Source organism: Cryobacterium sp. TMT4-10 (assembly GCF_004403275.1).
Taxonomy (GTDB): Bacteria; Actinomycetota; Actinomycetes; order Actinomycetales; family Microbacteriaceae; genus Cryobacterium; species Cryobacterium shii.
The window spans coordinates 51,818-70,769 of the sequence record NZ_SOGU01000071.1 but is presented as its reverse complement, the minus strand read 5'-3'; the positions used below and the strand labels follow the sequence as shown (position 1 = coordinate 70,769).

General features: G+C 70.1%; 17 protein-coding genes. 4 read left to right on the top strand and 13 right to left on the bottom strand.

Annotation, left to right across the window (positions count from 1 at the left end; genetic code table 11):
* Positions 1-21 precede the first annotated feature (21 nt).
* The gene (locus E3T42_RS10090) at positions 22-1,302 is read left to right on the top strand and encodes a uracil-xanthine permease family protein (RefSeq protein ID WP_134367552.1); all 1,281 of its coding nucleotides are present in this window, start codon (positions 22-24) and stop codon (positions 1,300-1,302) included.
* A 780-nt stretch (positions 1,303-2,082) separates the two neighbouring features.
* Here the strand turns inward: E3T42_RS10090 and E3T42_RS10085 are convergent.
* From E3T42_RS10085 to E3T42_RS10075, 3 genes are all read right to left on the bottom strand, one after another.
* Entirely contained in the window at positions 2,083-2,412 is a 330-nt protein-coding gene (locus E3T42_RS10085) for a peptidase (RefSeq protein ID WP_134367554.1), read from the bottom strand.
* Complete coding sequence (locus tag E3T42_RS10080; protein WP_134367556.1) at positions 2,409-3,599, bottom strand: inorganic phosphate transporter; 1,191 nt, start codon at positions 3,597-3,599, stop codon at positions 2,409-2,411. Before E3T42_RS10080 ends, E3T42_RS10085 begins: the two co-directional genes overlap by 4 nt.
* 84 nt (positions 3,600-3,683) lie before the next feature.
* Positions 3,684-4,175 (bottom strand): 8-oxo-dGTP diphosphatase, encoded by a 492-nt coding sequence (locus E3T42_RS10075; protein ID WP_134367558.1) that lies wholly within the window; start codon positions 4,173-4,175, stop codon positions 3,684-3,686.
* Positions 4,176-4,200: 25 nt separating this feature from the next.
* On the opposite strand from E3T42_RS10075, the gene E3T42_RS10070 reads away from it, so the two are divergent.
* A complete protein-coding gene (locus E3T42_RS10070) occupies positions 4,201-4,455 on the top strand; it encodes a mycoredoxin (RefSeq protein ID WP_134367559.1) in 255 nt (84 codons plus the stop codon).
* Positions 4,456-4,544: 89 nt separating this feature from the next.
* Here E3T42_RS10070 and E3T42_RS10065 read toward each other — a convergent pair whose 3' ends face one another.
* The 4 genes from E3T42_RS10065 to E3T42_RS10050 all read right to left on the bottom strand — a co-directional run bounded on the left by E3T42_RS10065 (position 4,545) and on the right by E3T42_RS10050 (position 10,307).
* Positions 4,545-5,573 carry a 6-phosphofructokinase gene (locus E3T42_RS10065; RefSeq protein ID WP_134367561.1) on the bottom strand — a complete coding sequence of 343 codons (1,029 nt, stop codon included), beginning with the start codon at positions 5,571-5,573 and terminating at the stop codon, positions 4,545-4,547.
* Positions 5,574-5,681: 108 nt separating this feature from the next.
* Positions 5,682-7,862 carry a DEAD/DEAH box helicase gene (locus E3T42_RS10060; RefSeq protein WP_134367563.1) on the bottom strand — a complete coding sequence of 727 codons (2,181 nt, stop codon included), beginning with the start codon at positions 7,860-7,862 and terminating at the stop codon, positions 5,682-5,684.
* A 235-nt stretch (positions 7,863-8,097) separates the two neighbouring features.
* Positions 8,098-8,430 carry a DUF6804 family protein gene (locus tag E3T42_RS10055; RefSeq protein ID WP_134402947.1) on the bottom strand — a complete coding sequence of 111 codons (333 nt, stop codon included), beginning with the start codon at positions 8,428-8,430 and terminating at the stop codon, positions 8,098-8,100.
* Positions 8,430-10,307 carry a DUF2207 domain-containing protein gene (locus E3T42_RS10050; protein ID WP_134367567.1) on the bottom strand — a complete coding sequence of 626 codons (1,878 nt, stop codon included), beginning with the start codon at positions 10,305-10,307 and terminating at the stop codon, positions 8,430-8,432. Before E3T42_RS10050 ends, E3T42_RS10055 begins: the two co-directional genes overlap by 1 nt.
* A gap of 85 nt (positions 10,308-10,392) precedes the next feature.
* Between E3T42_RS10050 and E3T42_RS10045 the strand changes: the two genes are divergently transcribed.
* On the top strand, positions 10,393-10,668 hold the full coding sequence (locus E3T42_RS10045; protein WP_134367569.1) for a metal-sensitive transcriptional regulator: 276 nt from the start codon (positions 10,393-10,395) through the stop codon (positions 10,666-10,668).
* 34 nt (positions 10,669-10,702) lie between these two features.
* Here the strand turns inward: E3T42_RS10045 and E3T42_RS10040 are convergent, their stop codons facing one another.
* On the bottom strand, positions 10,703-11,263 hold the full coding sequence (locus E3T42_RS10040) for a GDSL-type esterase/lipase family protein (RefSeq protein ID WP_241976008.1): 561 nt from the start codon (positions 11,261-11,263) through the stop codon (positions 10,703-10,705).
* Between the two features lie 69 nt (positions 11,264-11,332).
* Positions 11,333-12,889, bottom strand: coding sequence for an SDR family oxidoreductase (locus E3T42_RS10035; protein WP_134402946.1), 1,557 nt, complete (start codon positions 12,887-12,889; stop codon positions 11,333-11,335).
* A gap of 134 nt (positions 12,890-13,023) precedes the next feature.
* Here E3T42_RS10035 and E3T42_RS10030 point away from each other — a divergent pair, with 134 nt between their 5' ends.
* Positions 13,024-13,929 carry a hypothetical protein gene (locus E3T42_RS10030; RefSeq protein WP_134402945.1) on the top strand — a complete coding sequence of 302 codons (906 nt, stop codon included), beginning with the start codon at positions 13,024-13,026 and terminating at the stop codon, positions 13,927-13,929.
* Between the two features lie 33 nt (positions 13,930-13,962).
* On the opposite strand, the gene E3T42_RS10025 is transcribed toward E3T42_RS10030, so the two are convergent.
* The 4 genes from E3T42_RS10025 to nudC form a co-directional block, all read right to left on the bottom strand.
* On the bottom strand, positions 13,963-14,676 hold the full coding sequence (locus E3T42_RS10025; protein ID WP_134402944.1) for a nucleoside/nucleotide kinase family protein: 714 nt from the start codon (positions 14,674-14,676) through the stop codon (positions 13,963-13,965).
* A gap of 28 nt (positions 14,677-14,704) precedes the next feature.
* Complete coding sequence (locus tag E3T42_RS10020) at positions 14,705-15,436, bottom strand: SGNH/GDSL hydrolase family protein (RefSeq protein ID WP_134367578.1); 732 nt, start codon at positions 15,434-15,436, stop codon at positions 14,705-14,707.
* Between the two features lie 781 nt (positions 15,437-16,217).
* Positions 16,218-17,933, bottom strand: coding sequence for an ATP-dependent helicase (locus tag E3T42_RS10010; protein WP_134365254.1), 1,716 nt, complete (start codon positions 17,931-17,933; stop codon positions 16,218-16,220).
* Positions 17,924-18,895 carry an NAD(+) diphosphatase gene (nudC, locus tag E3T42_RS10005; RefSeq protein ID WP_134365253.1) on the bottom strand — a complete coding sequence of 324 codons (972 nt, stop codon included), beginning with the start codon at positions 18,893-18,895 and terminating at the stop codon, positions 17,924-17,926. Before nudC ends, E3T42_RS10010 begins: the two co-directional genes overlap by 10 nt.
* Between the last annotated feature and the right edge of the window lie 57 nt (positions 18,896-18,952).

Genomic DNA, 18,952 nt, shown 5'->3' with positions numbered 1-18,952 from the left:
ACGACATGGAAACGAGAAACAATGGCTCTGCCCTGGACCCTGCACGGCGACGGTAAAACGGTCGGAGCCACCGATGTCGTCGGCCCCGGTGAGCGCCTCAACTGGCCGCTCACCATCGGGATCGGCGCCCAGCACGTCGTGGCCATGTTCGGAGCCACCTTCCTGGTGCCGCTGCTGACGGGCTTCCCGCCCAGCACGACCCTGCTCTTCTCCGGCATCGGCACCCTGCTCTTCCTGCTGATCACGCGGAACAGGCTGCCCAGCTACCTCGGCTCCTCCTTCGCCTTCATCGCCCCGATCACGGCCGCCACCGCCACCGCCGGCATGGGCAGCGCCCTGTTCGGCATCATCGTGGTCGGTCTGCTCCTGGCCCTGATCGGTCTGGTCGTGCAACTGACCGGAACCGGCTGGATCGACGCGTTGATGCCCCCCGTGGTGTCCGGCGCGATCGTCGCCCTGATCGGTTTCAACCTGGCCCCGGTCGCGAAGTCGAACTTCGCCCTGGCCCCGCTGACCGCGATCATCACGCTCGCGGCCGTCATCCTCTCGACCGTGCTGTTCCGCGGCATCCTGGGCCGGCTGTCGATCTTCATCGGCGTGGTCGTCGGTTACATCGCCGCCGTCGTTGCTGGCGAGGTCGACTTCAGCGGCGTGGGCGAGGCGGCGTGGATCGGCCTGCCGCAGTTCACCTCGGCCATGAACCCGCTCGACAACCCCGCCGCCGCGCTGGGCATCCTGCCCGCCTTCCTGCCCGTCGTGCTCGTGCTGGTGGCCGAGAACGTGGGCCACATCAAGGGCGTCGCCCAGATGACGGATGCGAAGGTGAACCACCTCACGGGCCGCGCCCTGATGGCCGACGGCCTGGCCACGATGCTCGCCGGTTTCAGCGGCGGGTCGGGCACCACCACGTACGGCGAGAACATCGGCGTCATGGCCGCCACTCGGATCTACTCCACCGCCGCCTACTGGGTGGCCGGCCTGGTCGCGATCCTGCTCGGCCTCTCCCCCAAGATCGGGGCGGTCATCAACACCATCCCGGCGGGCGTCCTCGGCGGCGTGACCACAGCCCTGTACGGACTGATCGGCATCATCGGCGTCAAGATCTGGCTCGACAACAAGGTCGACTTCAGCAAGCCGGTCAACCAGTTCACCGCCGCCACGGCGCTGATCATCGGCATCGCCGACTACACCTTCACGGCCGGCACCCTCAGCTTCAACGGCATCGCGCTCGGAACGGTGGCCGCGATCGTGATCTACCACCTGATGACGTGGGTAGCCAGGGTGCGCGGCACCACGAGGTAGCCGCCGCCGCAGCTGCCGCGGCAGCCGCTGCCGCTGCCGCAGTCGTCTCGGTTCCCCGCGCACATGCTCGTGCTCCGGTGCGCGTGCAGCGCCGCTACGCGCGTGGCACACCACCCGCGAAGGGGCGCACCTCCCGCGCGCGTCCAGAGTGCCCGTTCCGGTCGAGAGTGACCGGCACAGTAGGCACTCTCGACCGGAACGGGCACTCTCACACGGCAGCGAGTGTCCACCGCTCGAGCTCAGACGGATGCGACGGGCTCCGGTCCGGCTCGCGGCTCACGGCTCACGTTCCCGCTCGCGGCGCAGGCTCCACCGTGAGCCCCGAGCCCCGGGGTGCGCCGCGAGCAGCACACCGGGGTCGCGGCGGCATCCGTTGCCACGAAACCGGTCCACGGATGCCGAGAGCCGTCCTCCGGCCAGGACCCGAGAGTCACCCTTCGGCCGGTCGGCGCCGGCACCCACGCGCGTGCTGCGCCGCTTCGCNGACCCGAGAGTCACCCTTCGGCCGGTCGGCGCCGGCACCCACGCGCGTGCTGCGCCGCTTCGCGCGCGGCGTGCCACCAGCGAAGGGGCGCAGCTACCGCGCAGCTCCCGCGCAGCTCCCGCACGACGGTGCGCAGCTACCGCGCCAGGCCCCGTGCGGCACGCGACAGTGCCCGTTCCGGTCGAGAGTGACCGGCAGAACGGGCACTCTCGACCGGAACGGGCACTGGGGCGGGGACAGCCCAGCGCGGGGCGGAGCGCGGCAGCGAGGCGGAGCGCGGCAGCGAGGCGGAGCGGCTAGCCGTGCAGGGCGGGCACGATCAGGTAGACGCCGAAGATGACCGCCCCGGCGCACAGGACGAAACAGGCGTAGGCGCCCAGCACGGCGGCCTTCTTCTGGCCCCGGGTCAGCGGGGTGGCGGCGGCCTTACGCGCGCGCTTGGCCTCCTTCGCGGCCCGCTTGGGGGTGAGCACCGTGATGGCGCCGGTGAACTCGGCCGGTTCGACGACCGGAACGCGTCCGGCGGTGGTGAGCAGCCGCAGGCCGAGCGAGTAGAGACTCACCACGACCGCGGACGAGACGAGGGACGCGAACGCCACGACGAAGAATGCGGCCCAATCGATCACAGCGCGACCTTCTTCCGGTCCGTGCGGGAGACTTTGCGGGGGGTCTTCCGGATTTTCACGACGCGCCCGGCGTCGTCGATGTCGTGCAGGTTGTCGTGTGTGACCCGGGTGGCGCGGGACCGGCGGAACAGCAGGGCGACGAGGAGGGAACCGAGGACCAGGTCGAGGACGATGCCAATCGGGCCCAGCAGAGCCAGCCCGGCCGCGAATGCGCCCATAATGGCCGAGGCCGGCAGGGTGAGCACCCAGCCGAGCACGATCTGCCCGGCCATACCCCAGCGCACGGTCGAGCCGCGTCGGCCCATGCCGGACCCGATGACGGACCCGGAGGCGACCTGCGTGGTGGAGAGGGCGAAACCGAGGTGGCTGGACGCGAGGATGGTCGCGGCGGTGCTGGTCTCCGCCGCGAAGCCCTGGGCCGGCTTGATCGCGGTGAGACCGCGACCCATGGTGAGAATGATGCGCCAGCCGCCGCTGTACGTGCCGATCGCGATCGCGACGGCGCAGGCGATGATGACCCACGGCTGCGGGCCGGTGCCCACGTCCTGCATCCCGCTGGCGATCAGGGTGAGGGTGATGACGCCCATGGTCTTCTGGGCGTCGTTGGTGCCGTGAGCCAGGGCCACCAGGGAGGAGGAGAAGATCTGGGCGTAACGGAAGCCGCCGCGGCCATCCGCTTTGCCGCTGTCACGGCGGGTGATGAAGTAGGCCAGCCTGGTGGCCAGGAACGCCACGACACCGACCGTCAGCGGGGCGATCAGGGCGGGCAGGATGACCTTGGCGAGCACGACGTCGTAGGCCACGGCCTGGGAGCCGATGCCGATGATGGTGGCGCCGATCAGGCCGCCGAACAGGGCGTGGCTCGAACTGGACGGCAGACCGCGCAGCCAGGTGAGCAGGTTCCAGACGATGGCGCCGATCAGGCCGGCGAAGATGATCTCCGGGGTGATCTGGACGCCGCCGTCACCTTCCTTGATGATGCCGCCGGAGATCGTTTTGGCGACCTCCGTGGACAGGAACGCGCCGACCAGATTGAGGATGGCCGCCAATCCCACGGCGACCCTGGGCCGCATGGCGCCGGTTGCGATGGGGGTGGCCATGGCGTTCGCGGTGTCATGGAAACCGTTGGTGAAGTCGAAAATCAGGGCCAGCGCAATGACGAGCGCGACAATCAGGGTGAAATCCACCGGCGTCTTTCTCTGGGTGTACGACAGCCGGGGTTATCTCAAGCTGCAAAGCAGGAACAATCCTGACACTCGGGGGCAGGCGGGTCAATTCAAAGCGCAAACCAGGCCCTGGTCCACCACCGTCGCGAGGTCTGCCCCGAAGGTGAAGGTGGCCCGCACCGGAATTCCGGCGAGCACGCCCGGCAGCCAGTGCCGGGCGTCGTCCCACATCTCGTCAACGGGCAGGGCCGCCACATCGAACCACTCCGGGTTCAGCTCGTCCGACTCACGCGGGGTCCCCGTCCACTCCGTGCAGACGAACACGCTCGACTCCTGGCTCCAGGCCTCCCGGTGCGGGAACAGGTAGGTCAGCAGACCCATCGGGGTGAGCACGGATGCCGTCACGACCAGGCCGGACTCCTCCTCGATCTCCCGGACCATCGCCTGCACGGCCGTCTCCCCCGGCTCGAGCTTGCCGCCGAGGCCGACGATGTTGCCAAGGCCCAGACCCTTCTTCTTGCGGCCGAGCAGCACCTGCAGGTCTCCCGCCGGGGTGCGACGGGTGAGATAGCAGACGCACACCTGGGGAAGGGACATGATTCCATCGTATTAGGCTGCTGAGATGAACTTCGTGCCCGCATCCGGAACCATCACCATGTTCACCACGACCTGGTGCGGCTATTGCTCGCGCCTGAAGTCGCAGCTCGACAAGGTGGGCATCGGCTACACCGAGGTCAACGTGGAGGAGGTCGAGGGCACCTCGGAACTCGTGATGAGCCTGAACAACGGCAACCGCACCGTGCCGACCATCCTCTTCCCCGACGGGTCGAGCGCCACGAACCCGTCGCTGGCCCAGGTGCAGGCCAAACTCGCCTGACGTCCGGCATTCGCTGAATCCCTGACCACGCCTTAACGAGCTGAGGGGCCCCGGATCAGATCCGGGGCCCCGCAGCTCGTGGTGCGGGTTTAGCCGAACAACACAGCGGCCTCGTCGTACCGCGCCTGCGGCACGGTCTTCAGGCCGATGGTCGCGTCGGCGATGCTGACGATCTCGATGTCGGTGCCGCGCAGCGATACCATGGAACCCCACTGGCCGGCGAAGACGGCGTCGACCGCGGCCATGCCGAGGCGGGTCGCGAGCACGCGGTCGTAAGCCGACGGGGCCCCGCCGCGCTGGGTGTGGCCGAGCACGGTGGCGCGGGACTCGATGCCCGTGCGCTCCTCGATCATCGGGGCGATCATTTCGCTGATGCCGCCGAGGCGCGGACGGTCGAACGCGTCCAGGCCCTTGGTCGAGAGCGCTTGTTCCATTCCGGCGAGCTTGAAGCCCTCGGAGACGACCAGCACGGGTGCACGACCGCGGTCACGCACGTGCAGCACCCACTCGCAGATCTGCTCGATGGTCTGCGGCTGCTCCGGGGTCAGGATGGCGTGCGCGCCGCCGGCCATGCCGGAGTGCAGTGCGATCCAGCCCACGTGGCGGCCCATCACCTCGACGATCATGCACCGGCCGTGCGACTCGGCGGTGGTGCGCAGCCGGTCGATGGCCTCAGTGGCGATTTCGACCGCCGTGTTGAACCCGAACGAATAATCGGTGGCCTCGAGGTCGTTGTCGATCGTCTTGGGGACGCCGACGATCTTGATGCCGGCATCCGTCAGACGACGCGCGGCGGTAAGGGTTCCCTCGCCACCGATCGCGATGATCGCGTCGATGCCCTCCGCGTCCATCGTCTTCTGGATATTAACGGGACCGCCGCGTTCACCCTCGAAGGGGTTCGTCCGGGAGCTGCCCAGGATCGTTCCGCCCTGCCGGGAGAGACCACGCACGCTGTGGCGGTCCAGGGTCATAAAGTCGCCCTCTACAAGGCCTTTCCAGCCGTTGCGTATGCCAACGAATTCGGCGTCGAGGACGCGGACTCCCTTGAGTACGGAACCGCGGATAACGGCGTTGAGTCCGGGGCAGTCTCCACCGCTGGTGAGGATACCTATTTTCATTTGTGGTTACTCCTTGTTGCGAGCGATCATGTTCGGCGCCTTCACCGCCTCCTCATGATGGACCCGAGGTGGGCCCGGTTTCAAATCAACGCCGGTGAGGGGCGCTTCCTACAGCTCCCCGTCGAGCGCCTGGGTGAGCAGGTAGATCAGTGCGCTGGCCTGCACGGAGTCAGCGGAAGAGATTTCTTCCTCGGCGCCGTCGAGGGCTCGGGCGGCGAGGCCCTGCTTGCTCCCGATCAGCTCGGCAATGCGCGCGTCGATCGTGTGCGCGGCGATGATCCGCCAGGCCGTGACCGGCTCGTCCTGGCCGATCCGGTGCACCCGGTCGATGGCCTGGGTCTGTTCCGCCGCGGTCCAGCTGAGCTCGGCGAGCACGACGTGGGATGCGGCCTGCAGGTTGACGCCGACGCCGGCGGCGGACAGGGAGCAGACCACGACGGCCACCCCCGGGTCGTCGTTGAAGGCGTCGATGGCCGCCTGGCGAGCCAGGGCGGTCTGGTCCCCGCGCAGGGACACCGTGCGCAGGCCGCGCCGAGCGAAGATGTCTTCCGCGGCATCCATCACATCGATGTGCTTGGCGAAGAACACGACCTTGCCGACCGAGTGTGCCAGCTGCACGGCGTAGTCCGCCGCGAGGGCGGCCTTGGCCTGGCCGATCTTGCGCACCATGGTGAAGACGTTCTCCCCCGTGCTCTGCCCCTTCGATTCCTCGAGTTCGGCGTGCGCGACGGCGCGGACGAAAGCGGCCCTCTGCTCGCCGTCGAGCACCGGCGGCGTCTGGCCCGGGTGGCGGGCGGCCACGAGCGAGTGGTACCGGGTGACCAGGCGGGCGGCGAGCTCGCGTTCGGCCTGGCGGATGGAGCGCCCGAGGTCGTCGTCCAGCTCGACCGGCAGGTCGGCGATGCGCTTGGCCGGCAGGTCGGCGGCGACATCGACCTTGCGGCGGCGCACGATGCCCATGTCGATCACGGCCGCGCGCGCCGCGGAGTAGAAGCCGGAATCCGCCGGGGTCAGCCCGATGGCTTCGAGCCTGGCCATCAGCTTGGCGGTGGGCTTGTCGCCGTCGATCCAGCCCAGGAACTGCCAGATCGCACGGAAATCGTCGACGTCGTTGATCAGCGGCGTACCGGTCAGGGCCATCAGCAGCGGGTTCCCTCCCGGGGTGCGGCGGCGGATCTGCTCGGCCAGGGCCAGCACGTGCTTGGACCGCTGGGACTGGAGGTTCTTGATGAAGTGCGCCTCGTCGACGACCATGCCTTTGAACCCGAGGGTACCGAGCCAGGTGCGGTGCCGGTCGAGAACGTCGTAGTTGACGATGACCACGTCGGCGAACGCGTCGAGGGTGTCGCCGTCACCGTGGATGACGGTGGCCCGGCGGTTCGGCGTCCACAGTTCCACCTCACGGACCCAGTTCATCTTGACGACGTTGGGGACGATGGCGAGCAGCGGGTATGACCCGCTGACGGATGCCGCGAGCAGGCTCTGCGCCGTCTTGCCGAGTCCCGGCTCGTCGGCGAGCAGGTAGCTGCGGTGGCCGAGGCGCGCGCTTTCGACGAACCGGGCCTGGTGACGCATCAGCTCCATGCCGCGAGGCGAAAGCCGGTCGACGCGGGGCGCCTCGGGCAGGTCCATGCTGGCGGCCTGGCCGCCGGAGCCGTACTCGAAGGATTTGAACAGCGAGCCGATCAGCTCCCAGTTGGCGAGACGGCGGCCGGAGACGACCGGCGGAGCCTGCGCGGCACTGAAATCGGGCGCGAGGAACGGGTTGGCCAGCTGCCGGGCCTTGACCGACTGCGGGATGACCTGGTTGACCGGCATCTCGGGCTTGGCTTCGGGCTCCCGGGTGATGATGAGCTCGTCCGGGGACAGCTCGGCGCCGGATTCGATCAGCCAGTCGCGGCGGAACCGCTGCGCGACCGTGGACACCCCCGCGTCGGGTTCGAGCAGGGTGATCAGGCTGGTGTCGCGTGCCGCGGTCTTCGCCAGGATCTGCGCGATCCCGTCGAGGCGCTTGAGGAGTTCGGCGCGGTTGGCGTCGGTGAGTTCCTTGTCGCCCTTGACCCGGGCGCGCTCCTCGCGCATGAGCAGCGCGATGACCTGGTACTTGGTGCGGTTGGTCGGGCCGAGCTTCGCGCCGGTCTGCGCCTTCGCCTCGACCTCGCGCACCTTGCGGGCGAGGATCGGGATGATGGGGGCGTCATCGTCACGGGAACGGGGTCGCTGCCGCTGGCGACCTCCGGCGGCGGCACGGGTATTCGAACCGGCGGCCTGGTGGCGGGTGTATGCCATTCTTCTCCAACTTCACAGCAGCACGGCAAAGAGAACCGTGCTCGACGTGGTGCGGCATCCGTGGATACCGGTGCGATCGATACGCCGAGGCCTGATCAAGCATCGTGTCACCGACATTAGTGGCACCGAGATTCGTGCGCCCGCATTCTCGATGTGGCAGCCGGTCAGTGTGGCAGCACGGTCGAGGCGGTCAGCGGGCTTTCGCGGCGTGGGGCCAGTCTACGCCCGCGGGTCCCTACTGATGCACCGGCACCTTGGTTCTGACGCCGACGATGATGAAGACCAGGGCGGCGATGAACTGGGCGGACACCCAGCCCTGGCCGTGCAGCTCGATCACGACGATCGGGTTCCACAGCACGGCGATCGGCACGAGCGCGATCAGCCACAGGTACGCCTTCGACTGGACGGCGAAGACGCAGATGATCAGCGCGAGGATGCTCACCGCGTACCGGATGATGATGTAGCTTTCCGAGTCCAGCAGGGCCAGCCCGCCGAGCAGGATGACGGCGCCGAGCAGGCCGGGCGCGAGCGCGGAACGACTGAATGTGGGTTCGACCGGGGTGCCCATCAGACTCCTCCTCCTCCGCCACCGCCGCCGCCCCCGCCGACCGAGCCTCCCCCGCCCGAACCGGAACTGGAGGAACTCGAGGCGCTCCCCGACCAGGATGCCGAGGTGGAGCTGGAGAACGAGTTCAGGCCGGCGGCGAACCAGACCGGACTGAACGGGGCGGAGCCAGCGTACCAGTCCGGCTCCAAGCCGCTCCGGGCGTAGTAGTCGCCGAGCACCTGCGACCACGCGGTCTCCTGGCCGAAGAGAACCGCGAAGGGCAGCAGCCGCTCGTAGAGCTTGAGCACCTGCAGCGGATCGGCCGGGTCGAGCGCGGCATCCCGGACGACGTCCGGGCCGAGAACGGATGCCGCATCCGGCCGGTAGGGCGACCGCAGCGCTCCCTCGGGGCTCTGCAGCACCCGCAGCCGTTCGGTCTCGGCGACGCCGATGTACAGCCGCACGCCCGCCAGGTAGTCGCGGAGTTCGGCGCCGGCCGGGGTGAGCGGCCGCACGCTGGCGGCGAGCGCGATGGTCGCGATGGAGACCAGCGCCCCGAAAATCAGGATCACGGCCGGCCAGGCCCCGCCGACCTCGGTCACGAGGCCACCGATGCTGCCAGCGACGCAGATGACCCCGGTCAACAGGGCGCCGGTGAGCAGCCAGCCGCGGAGCCGGCCGCCCTTCTTCTCCCGCAGCCCGTCCGTCAGCACCTGCTGTCTGACGGCCTGGAGCTGCTTCGTCAGGCCCTTGCCCAGCACGGTGTCCTTCGATTTGAGGTCCCGGCGCGTGCCCTCGTGCAGCCCCGGGAACAGCAGCCGGAGCACCGCTTTCTCGGCCGGGTCGAGCCCCTGCGCGTGCCGCAGCTCGAGCAGGTAGTGCTTCTTGCCCGTTCCTTCGAGCACCCGCAGATTCCCGCGCACGGCGAAGCTGAGGAACTGGGCCGTAATCGCCTTCGCCGACGCTCGGGCCACGTCGCCGCATTGAAGCAGGTTCACGCCCTTCGGCGGCAGGTACTCCGCGATGATGGTGGGCCGCCCCGGCGCGGAACGCCACCGGGTGGCCCGGGCGACGGCCGCCACCGCCGCCAGGACCAGACCGAGCAGCAGCGCGCCGAGGCCGATGCCGGGGAACGGGTTCGCCGTGAACGACTGGTCGCGGGGCACGAACGTGCCGGGCTCGAAAGCGACCGACACGGTGAGCCCCTGGTAGGGGCCGAGGCTGCCGGCGGAGGCGTCGATCACCGTGGCGCCGTCGACGCTGGTCTCGGTCAGGTCCGCGCAGGGCTCGCCGGAGTCGACGCCGCCCTGGTAGCACGCCGACTGGCCGGTCAAGCGGGGTGCCAGGTCCGGGGCCACCGTGAGGGTCGCCGAAACGTCGCCGAAGGGTTGCGTCCAGCCGGTGCCGTTGGCCTTCCAGTAGAACTCCGGGGCCGCGGCATCCGTCGGCAAAAGCGTGACGTCGACCTGCCGGTACTCGATCACGTAGGTGTTCGCGCCGTGCACGTAGTCCTCGGCCGCGATGGTCACCTCGAGGAACTGGTCACCGTCGACGTCGGTGGTCTCGGTCTCGGTCGCCCGCGGGCGCCCGTTCTCGTCGGTCACACTGACCAGGGTCAGGTCGGTCGGATGCCCGTCGTAGTGGGTGGGGATGGCCCGGCGGATGCCCCGGTTCTGGTCGGACTCCGGGAAGCGGGCGACGATCGTCTCGGTGGTGGTCAGCGCGGAGTGGCCGTCGCCGGTGAGCCCGAGCCGGAAATCGGCGTGCCACGAGTCGAACGTGAAGTCCGAGGTGTCGGTGGCCACGATGGCGGGCGCGGCAGCCGCCGGAGCGGCGAGGCCGCCCAGGGTGAGGCCGCCGAGCGCGGCAATGAGCAGGAAACGGACCGATCGGCGCATGCGCCCACTCTACTCAGCGGCCCCGCATCCGCGACGGCACAAACATACCCCTCCGGGGTATGCCCCATCACGGTACTCTGAACGCATGATCAAAGACATCAAACGGCGTGCCCTGCACCGTGCCCGCATCCTGGAGGGACAGATGCGCGGCCTCGAGAAGATGATCGAGAACGAGGAGTACTGCATCGACATCCTCACCCAGTCCCTCTCGATTCAGAAGTCTCTGGGCTCGCTTAACAAACTCATCGTCGACAACCACCTGCAGACCCACGTCACGCAGATGTTCGAAGCCGGCGGCGAGGAGCGGGACACGGCCATCGCGGAGCTGCTCAAGGTGTTCGAACTCAACAACAACAGGTGACGCCCGTCCGCGCCGGTGCTGCCACCCGGTACCGTCACACGTGCGAGATCGGGATCGCCGTGCTCGACGGCGGCCGTTCGAAGATCGCCTCGAGCGCCGCCTGCAGTTCACTGGCCCAGGCCGCGTAGCCGTCGGCGTTGAGGTGGAGGCGATCGTCGGAGAAGCTGACGTCGATCTCCCCGTCGGGCTGGGCCAGCCGGGGCCAGAGGTCCAGGAAGGCCGCGTGCTGAGTCGGCACGAACTGGCGCAGATGGCGGTTGATCGAGCGGAGGGTGTTTGCGAAGTCGCGTTCCCGCGGCGGGACCGAGACGACCAGGAGGCGCGCGCCCGGCAACCCCTTGCGCAGCGCGCAGATCACCGTCTCCAGGTTGCGCACGATGTACTCGTCTGACCGGCGCCAGCCCAAGTCGTTCGTTCCCGCCCCGACCACGACCGCATCCGGCTCAAGCTCGATGACCGCGTCGACGCCGGCCACGACCTCGTCGGTGGTGTACCCGCTGACGCCGAAATTGCGCACCTCATACTCGGGGAGCCACTCCGCCCACTGGCCGCTCGCGGTCAGTGCGCCTCCCATGAACACCACAGATCCCGACATGGCTGCCTCCCTCGCACCCCTTCCATCATGCATCCGCCGGGCCGAGGCGGCCAGCCCCTGCGGGTGATATCAGGGTTCGACGGGCAGCGCGGCAACGGATGCCGGGTCCGCCCTGCTCCGGGCATCCGTCTGGACGGCGTCGGTCGTGACGGCTTGCGCCGCTTCCCCGAGCGCGGCAGCGGTGATGCGGTTGGCCATCCCGCTGAACACCACGCCGTGGAACGGGAGAACGGAGAACCAGTACAGGCGTCCGCCCAGGCCGCGCGGGAAGAAGACCGCTCGCTGCCGGTAGATCGAGCCGCCGTCCGGTGCCGGCTCGGCGGTCATCTCCAGCCACGCCCGACCGGGAACCCGCATCTCGGCCCGCAGGCGCAGAAACCTGCCTCGGTCGATTTGTTCGACCCGCCAGAAGTCGAGCACGTCCCCGGTGTGCAGGTGGTCGGGGTTGCGGCGGCCGCGGCGGAGGCCCACGCCGCCGACGATCTTGTCCATCCAGCCGCGCACCGCCCAGGCCAGTGGGAAGGAATACCAGCCGTTGTCGCCGCCGATGCTCTCGATCACACGCCACAGGTCGGCCGGCTTCGCGTCGGTGTGCTTTTCTCGCAGGTCGGTGTAGACGAGGTGTCCGGCCCAGTCCGGGTCGCTCGGCAGCGGGTTGCTGGACGCGCCCTCGATCGACGCGTTGCGCCAGCTGGTCTCGACGTCACCGTCGCGCATGCGTCCGAGGGCAAGCCGAACGGCCGTGCGGTAGGGAGTGAGGCCATCCTTCGGTCGCGGAATGTACTCATCGATGTCGCGCTCGTGGACGACGCAGTCGTTCTGCAGCGACGCGATGATGGGCACGGCCAGGCTGCGCGGGATGGGGGTGACCAGGTTCACCCACTGCGAGGCCAGCCACGGAGTGAAGACGGGGAGCGAGGCGATCGGGCGCTGGCGCAGGCCGGCCTCGAGGGCGTAGCCGTTCATCATCTGGCCGTAGCGGAGAACGTCGGGGCCGCCGATGTCGAACGTGCGGTTGACGTCCGCCGGCAGGTCCACCGAGGAGACGAGGTAGTAGAGGACGTCGCGCACGGCGATCGGCTGGATCTTGTTGCGCACCCATTGCGGTGCGGGCATATACGGCAGCACGTCGGTGAGGTGGCGGATCATTTCGAACGAGGTCGAGCCGGAGCCGATCACTACGCCGGCCTGCAGCGCAGCCGTGGGCACACCGGATTCCAGCAGAATACGGCCGACCTCGGCGCGCGAGCGCAGGTGCTGGGAAAGCTCGGCGGTGTCGGGGTGCAGCCCGCCGAGGTAGATGATGCGGGACACGCCGGCCTCGGCGGCGGCGGTCGCCACATTCCGGGCCGCCGTGCGCTCGGTGCGCTCGAAATCGCCGCGCGTGCCCATGGAGTGCACGAGGTAGTAGAGCACGTCGCTGCCGGCGCACGCGGCCCGCATCGAGTCCAGGTCCCCGAGGTCACCCTCGACCACCTCCACCTGCCCCGCCCAGGGCACGTCCTTGAGCTTCTGCGGCGAGCGCACGAGAACTCGCACCTCGAACCCGGATTCCAGCAGTATGGGAACCAGACGGCCACCGATGTATCCGGTGGCGCCGGTGACGAGAATGCGACGAGGCTTCATCCCGCCAGCCTAGGTGCCTCTACGGCCCGGGAGCCGGGGATTCGGGAGATTCGGAGGCGCCTCCCACGGAGCGCCTGCGGACCCGGCTGTGGATGATTCGCGCACCGGCTGCGGGAGTGGAGCATCATCGCCGGATGACACTTCGACTAGACCCGCGCTACCCCGTCGTCTGGCGCTCGCCCGACACCATCCAGGTCGGAATCGACCGGCCCCTCGTCGTGCTCTCCGCCGTGGCCGACGGACTCGAACGGGTGATCTCCGCCCTCTTCGTGGGTATCCCCCACTCGGGGGCGCTCATGCTCGGCCGGCAGGGCGGGGCCTCCGACGAGGACATCCTGGCGCTGCTCCACGCCCTGGCCCCGGTGCTGCTGGTCACGGGGGAGAGCCGTCCGGCAGACGAGATCGCAGGGGAATCCGTGCCGGGGTCTGTTCCCGGGTCCGCGCCGGCCCGGGAGCCGGCTCCCCCGGCGATTGTTCCGGGCCCGGTCTTCGTGGGCGGGAACGGCCCGACCGCCGAGCGAATCAAGAGGCTACTCGAGGATCTGGGCTTCCGGGTGACCGAGCGGGCAGACAACGACGGTGCGGCCCTGGCCGTCGAGGTGGCCCACTTCGCGCTCGAACCCGACCGGCACGGACGCTGGCTGCGCCGGGACATCCCGCATCTGCCCGTGGTGTTCAGCGACTGCCAGGTGCGGATCGGGCCGCTGGTCGAACCCGGGACCGGCGCCTGCCTCTCCTGCCTGGAGCTCGCCCACATCGATGCGGACCCGGCCTGGCCCGCCATCGCCTGCCAGCTGCTCACCCGCCGGGCACCGACGGAGACCCCGCGTCAGAGCATCGATGTGTCCACGCGCGTCGCCGGTCTCGTGCACGACCGGCTGGCGTCGGGCCGATCGGTCCTGACCGGCACGTCGCTGGTGATCGACGCGGAGAACAGTCTGTTGCGGCGCCGCGTGCACCAGCCGCATGAGCGGTGCGGCTGCCTCTCCGTGCCGGGAAGCCTGTCCGCCTCGACTGCACTCGGCGCCGACCGGTTGTGACGCGTGCCGGGGTCGGCCTCAGACGAGCCGGCCTCAGCCGAGCCGGATCTCGTGATCGGCGCGGGCCCGGGTGAGCTCGATCAGGCGCGCGTTGGCCTCGTCGGGGCCGAGGGCCCAGGCGCGGGCATCCGTCGCCGACTTGCCGTAGCGCTCGTGCCGGGCGACGAGCCGGGCCAGGTGCAGCGAACGGTCCACTCCCACGAACAGGCTCAGGTTCAGTAGCGGCGCTACCCGCTTCCAGCCGGCCCGGTCGTGCAGCAGATAGTTGCCCTCGACCACCAGGATGCGCCGGTCGGGGTCGATCTGAACCGTGCCGGGGGTCGCCTCCTCGGTCTCCCGGTCGAAGCCGGGCGCCGTGACGGGGCCGTCGGTGGACCGCAGCCGGCGCAGCAGGTGCACGAAGCCGTCGACGTCGAGGGTGTCCGGCGCGCCCATGCGGTCGCGGCGGCCGAGCTCGACCAGCCGGGCCTGCGGCAGGTGGAAGCCGTCCATCGAGACCAGTTGCGCGCGCGACACCGGCGTGTTGAGCCACGCGACGAGGGCCTCGGCGATCGTCGTCTTGCCGGCCCCGGGGGAACCGGTGATGCCGATGATCGTGCGCGCAGGGCCGTCGGCGCGGGATGCTGCGGCCGGGGAATGCGGGCGCGGGCCGGCATCCGTGGGGGCCGTGACAGCCGTGGCGGTCGTGATAGCCGTGGCGGTCGTGACGACGGCGATGATCTCGTCGAGAGTGCGGAGCAGGGGCATGGTCCCAGTATGAAACCGGGCGCGCCGGTCAGTGGCCGAGGTCGAGGCCCGGCGCCGAATCGAACACGAATTCCGCCCAGAGCCGGTAGCCGAGCGCACTCGGGTGGAAGCCGTCGCTCGCGAAGAACCCGTCGACATAGGGCGGCGGCGTCGGGATCGCCACGACCCGGTCGAGGCCCTGCACCGCGAGGCGGGCGCCGGTGTCCAGGCTGGCCGCGTGCCGGGCGAGAGTGGCGCGCAGCGGTTCGGGCAGCAGGTCGAACCGGTCGAACCGCGGCATCAGCGAGACGAGAACATCCGCGTGCGGGGCCGCCGCGCGCAGGGTGCGCACGATCGACCGCACGTCGCGGGTGAACGCGGAGCGGGACCGCAGGCCGAGCGCGTCGTTCGCGCCGATCGTGAGCAGCGCCAGGTCGAAGGGAACCGCTGCCGCCTCCGCCACGAACCGCTCGCGCACGTCCTTGGCCGTCGCTCCGTTCTCCCCGATCGCACGCCAGCTGGCTCCGCGGCCCCAGCGCACGGCGACCTCGTGCGCGATCCAGCCCGGAAGCGCCTCGTCCTGGGTGAGGGCGCCGACCCCGGCCGCGGTCGAGTCACCGAGCACCAGAATCCGCAGCGGGTCGGGGCCGGGGCGGGACCCGGTCCAGGGCAGGGCTGCGTCGGGTAGCCGCGGGGTGTCGCGCCGAAGCGCCCGTGCCTGGGTCACAAGCAGCGGCGCCAGCGGGACCGCGGCAAGTCGCGTGTACGGAAACGGATTCACGGGTCGAGGTTACCCCGACGCCCCGAGGAGCCGCCCGCGAGGCGGCCTCGCCGGCGCCCGCACCACCACCACCACCACCACCACCACCACCACCACCACCACCACCGTCAGCTACAGCCGCAACCACAGCTGCAGGCAGGCCGGGCTCCCGTGCATAACTCCTGCAATCTGCTCGGCCGGGGTGCGCTGCAGCCCGAATTCACTGGGCGGCGCCCCGGCCCCCTCTGAGAATCTGCAGGAGTTATGCTCAGGCCGCGCGGTCCACACACCTCGTCCCCCACCCCGCGTTCCTCGTTCCTCGTCTCTCGTCCCTCGTTCGCCACTGATATCCCGTCGGGCGATCGGGCGAGGCCTACCAGGTGCGTAGGTGCCCAGGTGCGTAAGTGCCCAGGTGCGTATGTGCCCAGGTGCCGCGATGCCGCGATGCCGCGGTGCCGCGATGCCGCGATGCCCGGAGGCCCAATGACCGACGCCGAGTGTGGCTAATTCAGGAGAAGTCGGCCGGCCGCCGGACCTCGGCGCCGAAGCAGTGCGGCGGAACCTGCGATTCCGCGCGGATCTCCTGAATTAGCCACCGTGGCCTCGGGTGCTGCTGGTGGTGGTGCTAACCAGGTCGAGGGCGAGGCGGGGGTAGAAGCGAGCGGGCAGACCGGTAAGCAACGTCAGGCGCGGCGGACGCGGCCAGGTCAGGCGCGGCGGACTGGGCAGGCAGGTCAGGCGGGCAGGGCGGGCAGGCGCCGCGGACGCGGCCAGGTCAGGCGCGGCGGACTGGGCAGGCAGGTCAGGCGCCGCGGGCGCCGGCCGCACGGGCGGTGCGGAGGCCGATCTCGCCGAGGAAACGGGACCGCTCGCGCGGGGCGCGCTGCTGGTGTCCGGCCGCCGACCAGCTCAGCGCGAGCCGGCGACGGGCCCGGGTGATGCCCACATAGAGCAGGCGGCGTTCCTCGTCGATCTGCTCGAAGGTGCCGGCGTAGCTGATTGGCACCAGACCCTCCGACAGCCCGATCAGGAAGACCGCCTCCCACTCGAGACCCTTCGCGGAGTGCATGGTCGCCAGCGTCACCGCGGACACCGTCGGCTCGTGCTGGCCGGCCTGGCGCTCCATCAGCTCGTCGGTGAACTGGCGGAACGTGGTCCCCGGAGCCGCCTGATCGACCAGGCCCATGATGGCGTTGAGGGACTCCCAGCGATCGCGCACCGCCCCGGGGGCCTCCGGCGCGCTCTGGCTCCAGCCGAGGGAGCGCAGCACATCGCTGACGGATTTGAACAGGGGCTCGCCAATGATCGACACGGATGCCGCCCGCAGCTGCATCACCGCCTGCTTGACCTCCGCGAGGTCGAAGAACCGCTTGGAGCCCCGGATCTGGTAGCTCACCCCGACGTCGCCGAGGGCGGTCTCCAGAAAGGCCGCCTGCACGTTCACCCGGAACAGGACGGCGATCTGCTCCGGCTTGGTCCCGGCCTCGATCAGGTCGAGGATGCTCTGCGCGACGCCGCGCGCCTCGGCCATGTCATTGGCGTACTCGCGCACGCTCGGCTCGATGCCGGCCTCGGCGGCGTTGGCCTGCAACGTCAGGGCCCCCGCCCGCCCGCGCATCAGCTGGTTGGCGGTGGACACGATCGACGCGGTGGAACGGTAGTTGCGCTCCAGCCGCACCACGGTCGCGTCCTCCCACCGTTTCGGGAAGTCGAGCAGGTAGTCGCTGCGGGCGCCGGTGAACGAGTAGATCGTCTGGCTGGCGTCGCCCACCACGCAGAGATCGCGCCGCTCCCCCAGCCAGAGCGAGAGCAGGTCGTGCTGCAGCGGCGACACGTCCTGGTACTCGTCGACGACGAAGAAGCGGTACTGCTCGCGCACCTGCAGGGCCACGGACGGCTCCGCCTCGATCATCCCCGCCATGGCCAGCAGCACGTCCTCGAAGTCGATCTGCTTGCGTTCGTCCTTGAGCCGCTCGTAGGTCTCCTGCATGGTCAGGACCTGGTCCACGTCCAGCCGCCCGGGCAGGCTCCGCCGGGCGATCCCGGCGCCGTAGGCCTCGATGCTGAGGCCGGAGGTCTTGCGCCACTCGATCTCGGCGGCCAGGTCGCGCAGGGTGGCGGTGTCCAGCTTGAGTTTCAGGGTTTCGGCGGCGTGGCCGAGCAGACGGCCCTTGCCGTCGAGGATGCGGGGAGCCTGGCCGCCGACCACGTGCGGCCAGAAATAGTTCAGCTGGGACAGGGCGGCCGCGTGGAACGTGCGCGCGGCGACGCCGCCCGCGCCCAGCTGGCGCAGCCGGCCGCGCAGTTCCGCGGCGGCGCGCGCCGTGAACGTGAGCGCCATCACCCGGCCGGGCGAGTAGGCGCCGGTCATCACGCCGTAGGCGATCCGGTGGGTGATGGCGCGGGTCTTGCCGGTGCCGGCGCCGGCGAGCATGCACACCGGGCCGACCAGGGCCTCGGCGGCCACCCGCTGCTGCTCGTCGAGGCCGGCCAGGAGGGAGGCGGCGGTCAGCGCCATCCGTGCACCTCGTCCGGACCGAAGTCCAGCGGCTCGCCCATCCAATGCTCGATGATCGCGCGGGCGATCGAGGACCGGCCGGGCAGGATGATGCTGTCGCCGGCGGCTCGGAGCTCGTCCCGGCTGAACCAGCGCAGGTCGAGGATCTCCTCGCCGTCGGGGAGCAGGCCCGAGGCCGGCTGCCCGTCGGCGAGGCTCGCGGTGAAGCCGAACATGATCGAGGCCGGGAACGGCCAGGGCTGGGAGCCGAGGTAGACCGGGTCGGTCACCCGCAGGCCCGATTCCTCGAACATCTCCCGGATCACGGCCGCTTCGAGCGACTCGCCCGGTTCGACGAAACCAGCCAGGAGGGAGTAGCGGTTGTTCTCCCACAGGGCGTTGGAGCCGAGCAGGATGCGGTCGTCGGCGTCGGTGATCAGCACGATCACGGCCGGGTCGGTGCGCGGGAAGACCTGGCCGCCGCAGGACGGGCAGCGGCGGGTCCAGCCGGCGGTCTCGAGCAGGGTGGCCGTGCCGCACCGCGGGCAGTGGGAGTGGGAGCCGTGCCAGTTGACCACCCCGAGGGTCTCGGTCAGCAGGCCGGCGTCGCGGTCGGTCAGGGCCGTGGCCACGGTGCGGAGCGACGCCCAGCGCGCCGGGTCCGGTTCGAGCGCCGCGGCCGCGTCGTCGGACAGGACGGCCGCGACGAGCCGGGTGCCCACCGGTTCGGACTCCTCCGGGGCCAGGGACCGACCGAGGTAGAGCCGCAGCTCCGCGCTCGGCACCCGGTCGGGCGCCAGCAGCCGGAGCCGCGCCGGGCCGCCGGTGGGGCTCATCAGCGCGGAACCGCGGTGGAGCGCGAGCACGCGCGTGGAGGCATCCGCCCACAGCCGGTCGAGCAGGTCTGGCGTGGCCCGGGCCTCGTGGTCGCGATCCACCGCCTGGCGCGACAGCGGCAAGCGGGACGTGAAAGCAAACGACATGGTGCCCTCCGGGCTCGGGCAGTTCTGCCGAAGTTGTGTGGAGGCGTGGCGAACGAC

Coding starts and splice junctions, on each gene's coding strand:
- E3T42_RS10090 (WP_134367552.1), top strand. CDS start 22: ATGGCTCTGCCCTGGACCCTGCACGGCGACGGTAAAACGGTCGGAGCC.
- E3T42_RS10075 (WP_134367558.1), bottom strand. CDS start 4,175: ATGTCCCTTCCCCAGGTGTGCGTCTGCTATCTCACCCGTCGCACCCCG.
- E3T42_RS10070 (WP_134367559.1), top strand. CDS start 4,201: ATGAACTTCGTGCCCGCATCCGGAACCATCACCATGTTCACCACGACC.
- E3T42_RS10065 (WP_134367561.1), bottom strand. CDS start 5,573: ATGAAAATAGGTATCCTCACCAGCGGTGGAGACTGCCCCGGACTCAAC.
- E3T42_RS10060 (WP_134367563.1), bottom strand. CDS start 7,862: ATGGCATACACCCGCCACCAGGCCGCCGGTTCGAATACCCGTGCCGCC.
- E3T42_RS10055 (WP_134402947.1), bottom strand. CDS start 8,430: ATGGGCACCCCGGTCGAACCCACATTCAGTCGTTCCGCGCTCGCGCCC.
- E3T42_RS10050 (WP_134367567.1), bottom strand. CDS start 10,307: ATGCGCCGATCGGTCCGTTTCCTGCTCATTGCCGCGCTCGGCGGCCTC.
- E3T42_RS10045 (WP_134367569.1), top strand. CDS start 10,393: ATGATCAAAGACATCAAACGGCGTGCCCTGCACCGTGCCCGCATCCTG.
- E3T42_RS10040 (WP_241976008.1), bottom strand. CDS start 11,263: ATGTCGGGATCTGTGGTGTTCATGGGAGGCGCACTGACCGCGAGCGGC.
- E3T42_RS10035 (WP_134402946.1), bottom strand. CDS start 12,889: ATGAAGCCTCGTCGCATTCTCGTCACCGGCGCCACCGGATACATCGGT.
- E3T42_RS10030 (WP_134402945.1), top strand. CDS start 13,024: ATGACACTTCGACTAGACCCGCGCTACCCCGTCGTCTGGCGCTCGCCC.
- E3T42_RS10025 (WP_134402944.1), bottom strand. CDS start 14,676: ATGCCCCTGCTCCGCACTCTCGACGAGATCATCGCCGTCGTCACGACC.
- E3T42_RS10010 (WP_134365254.1), bottom strand. CDS start 17,933: ATGGCGCTGACCGCCGCCTCCCTCCTGGCCGGCCTCGACGAGCAGCAG.
- nudC (WP_134365253.1), bottom strand. CDS start 18,895: ATGTCGTTTGCTTTCACGTCCCGCTTGCCGCTGTCGCGCCAGGCGGTG.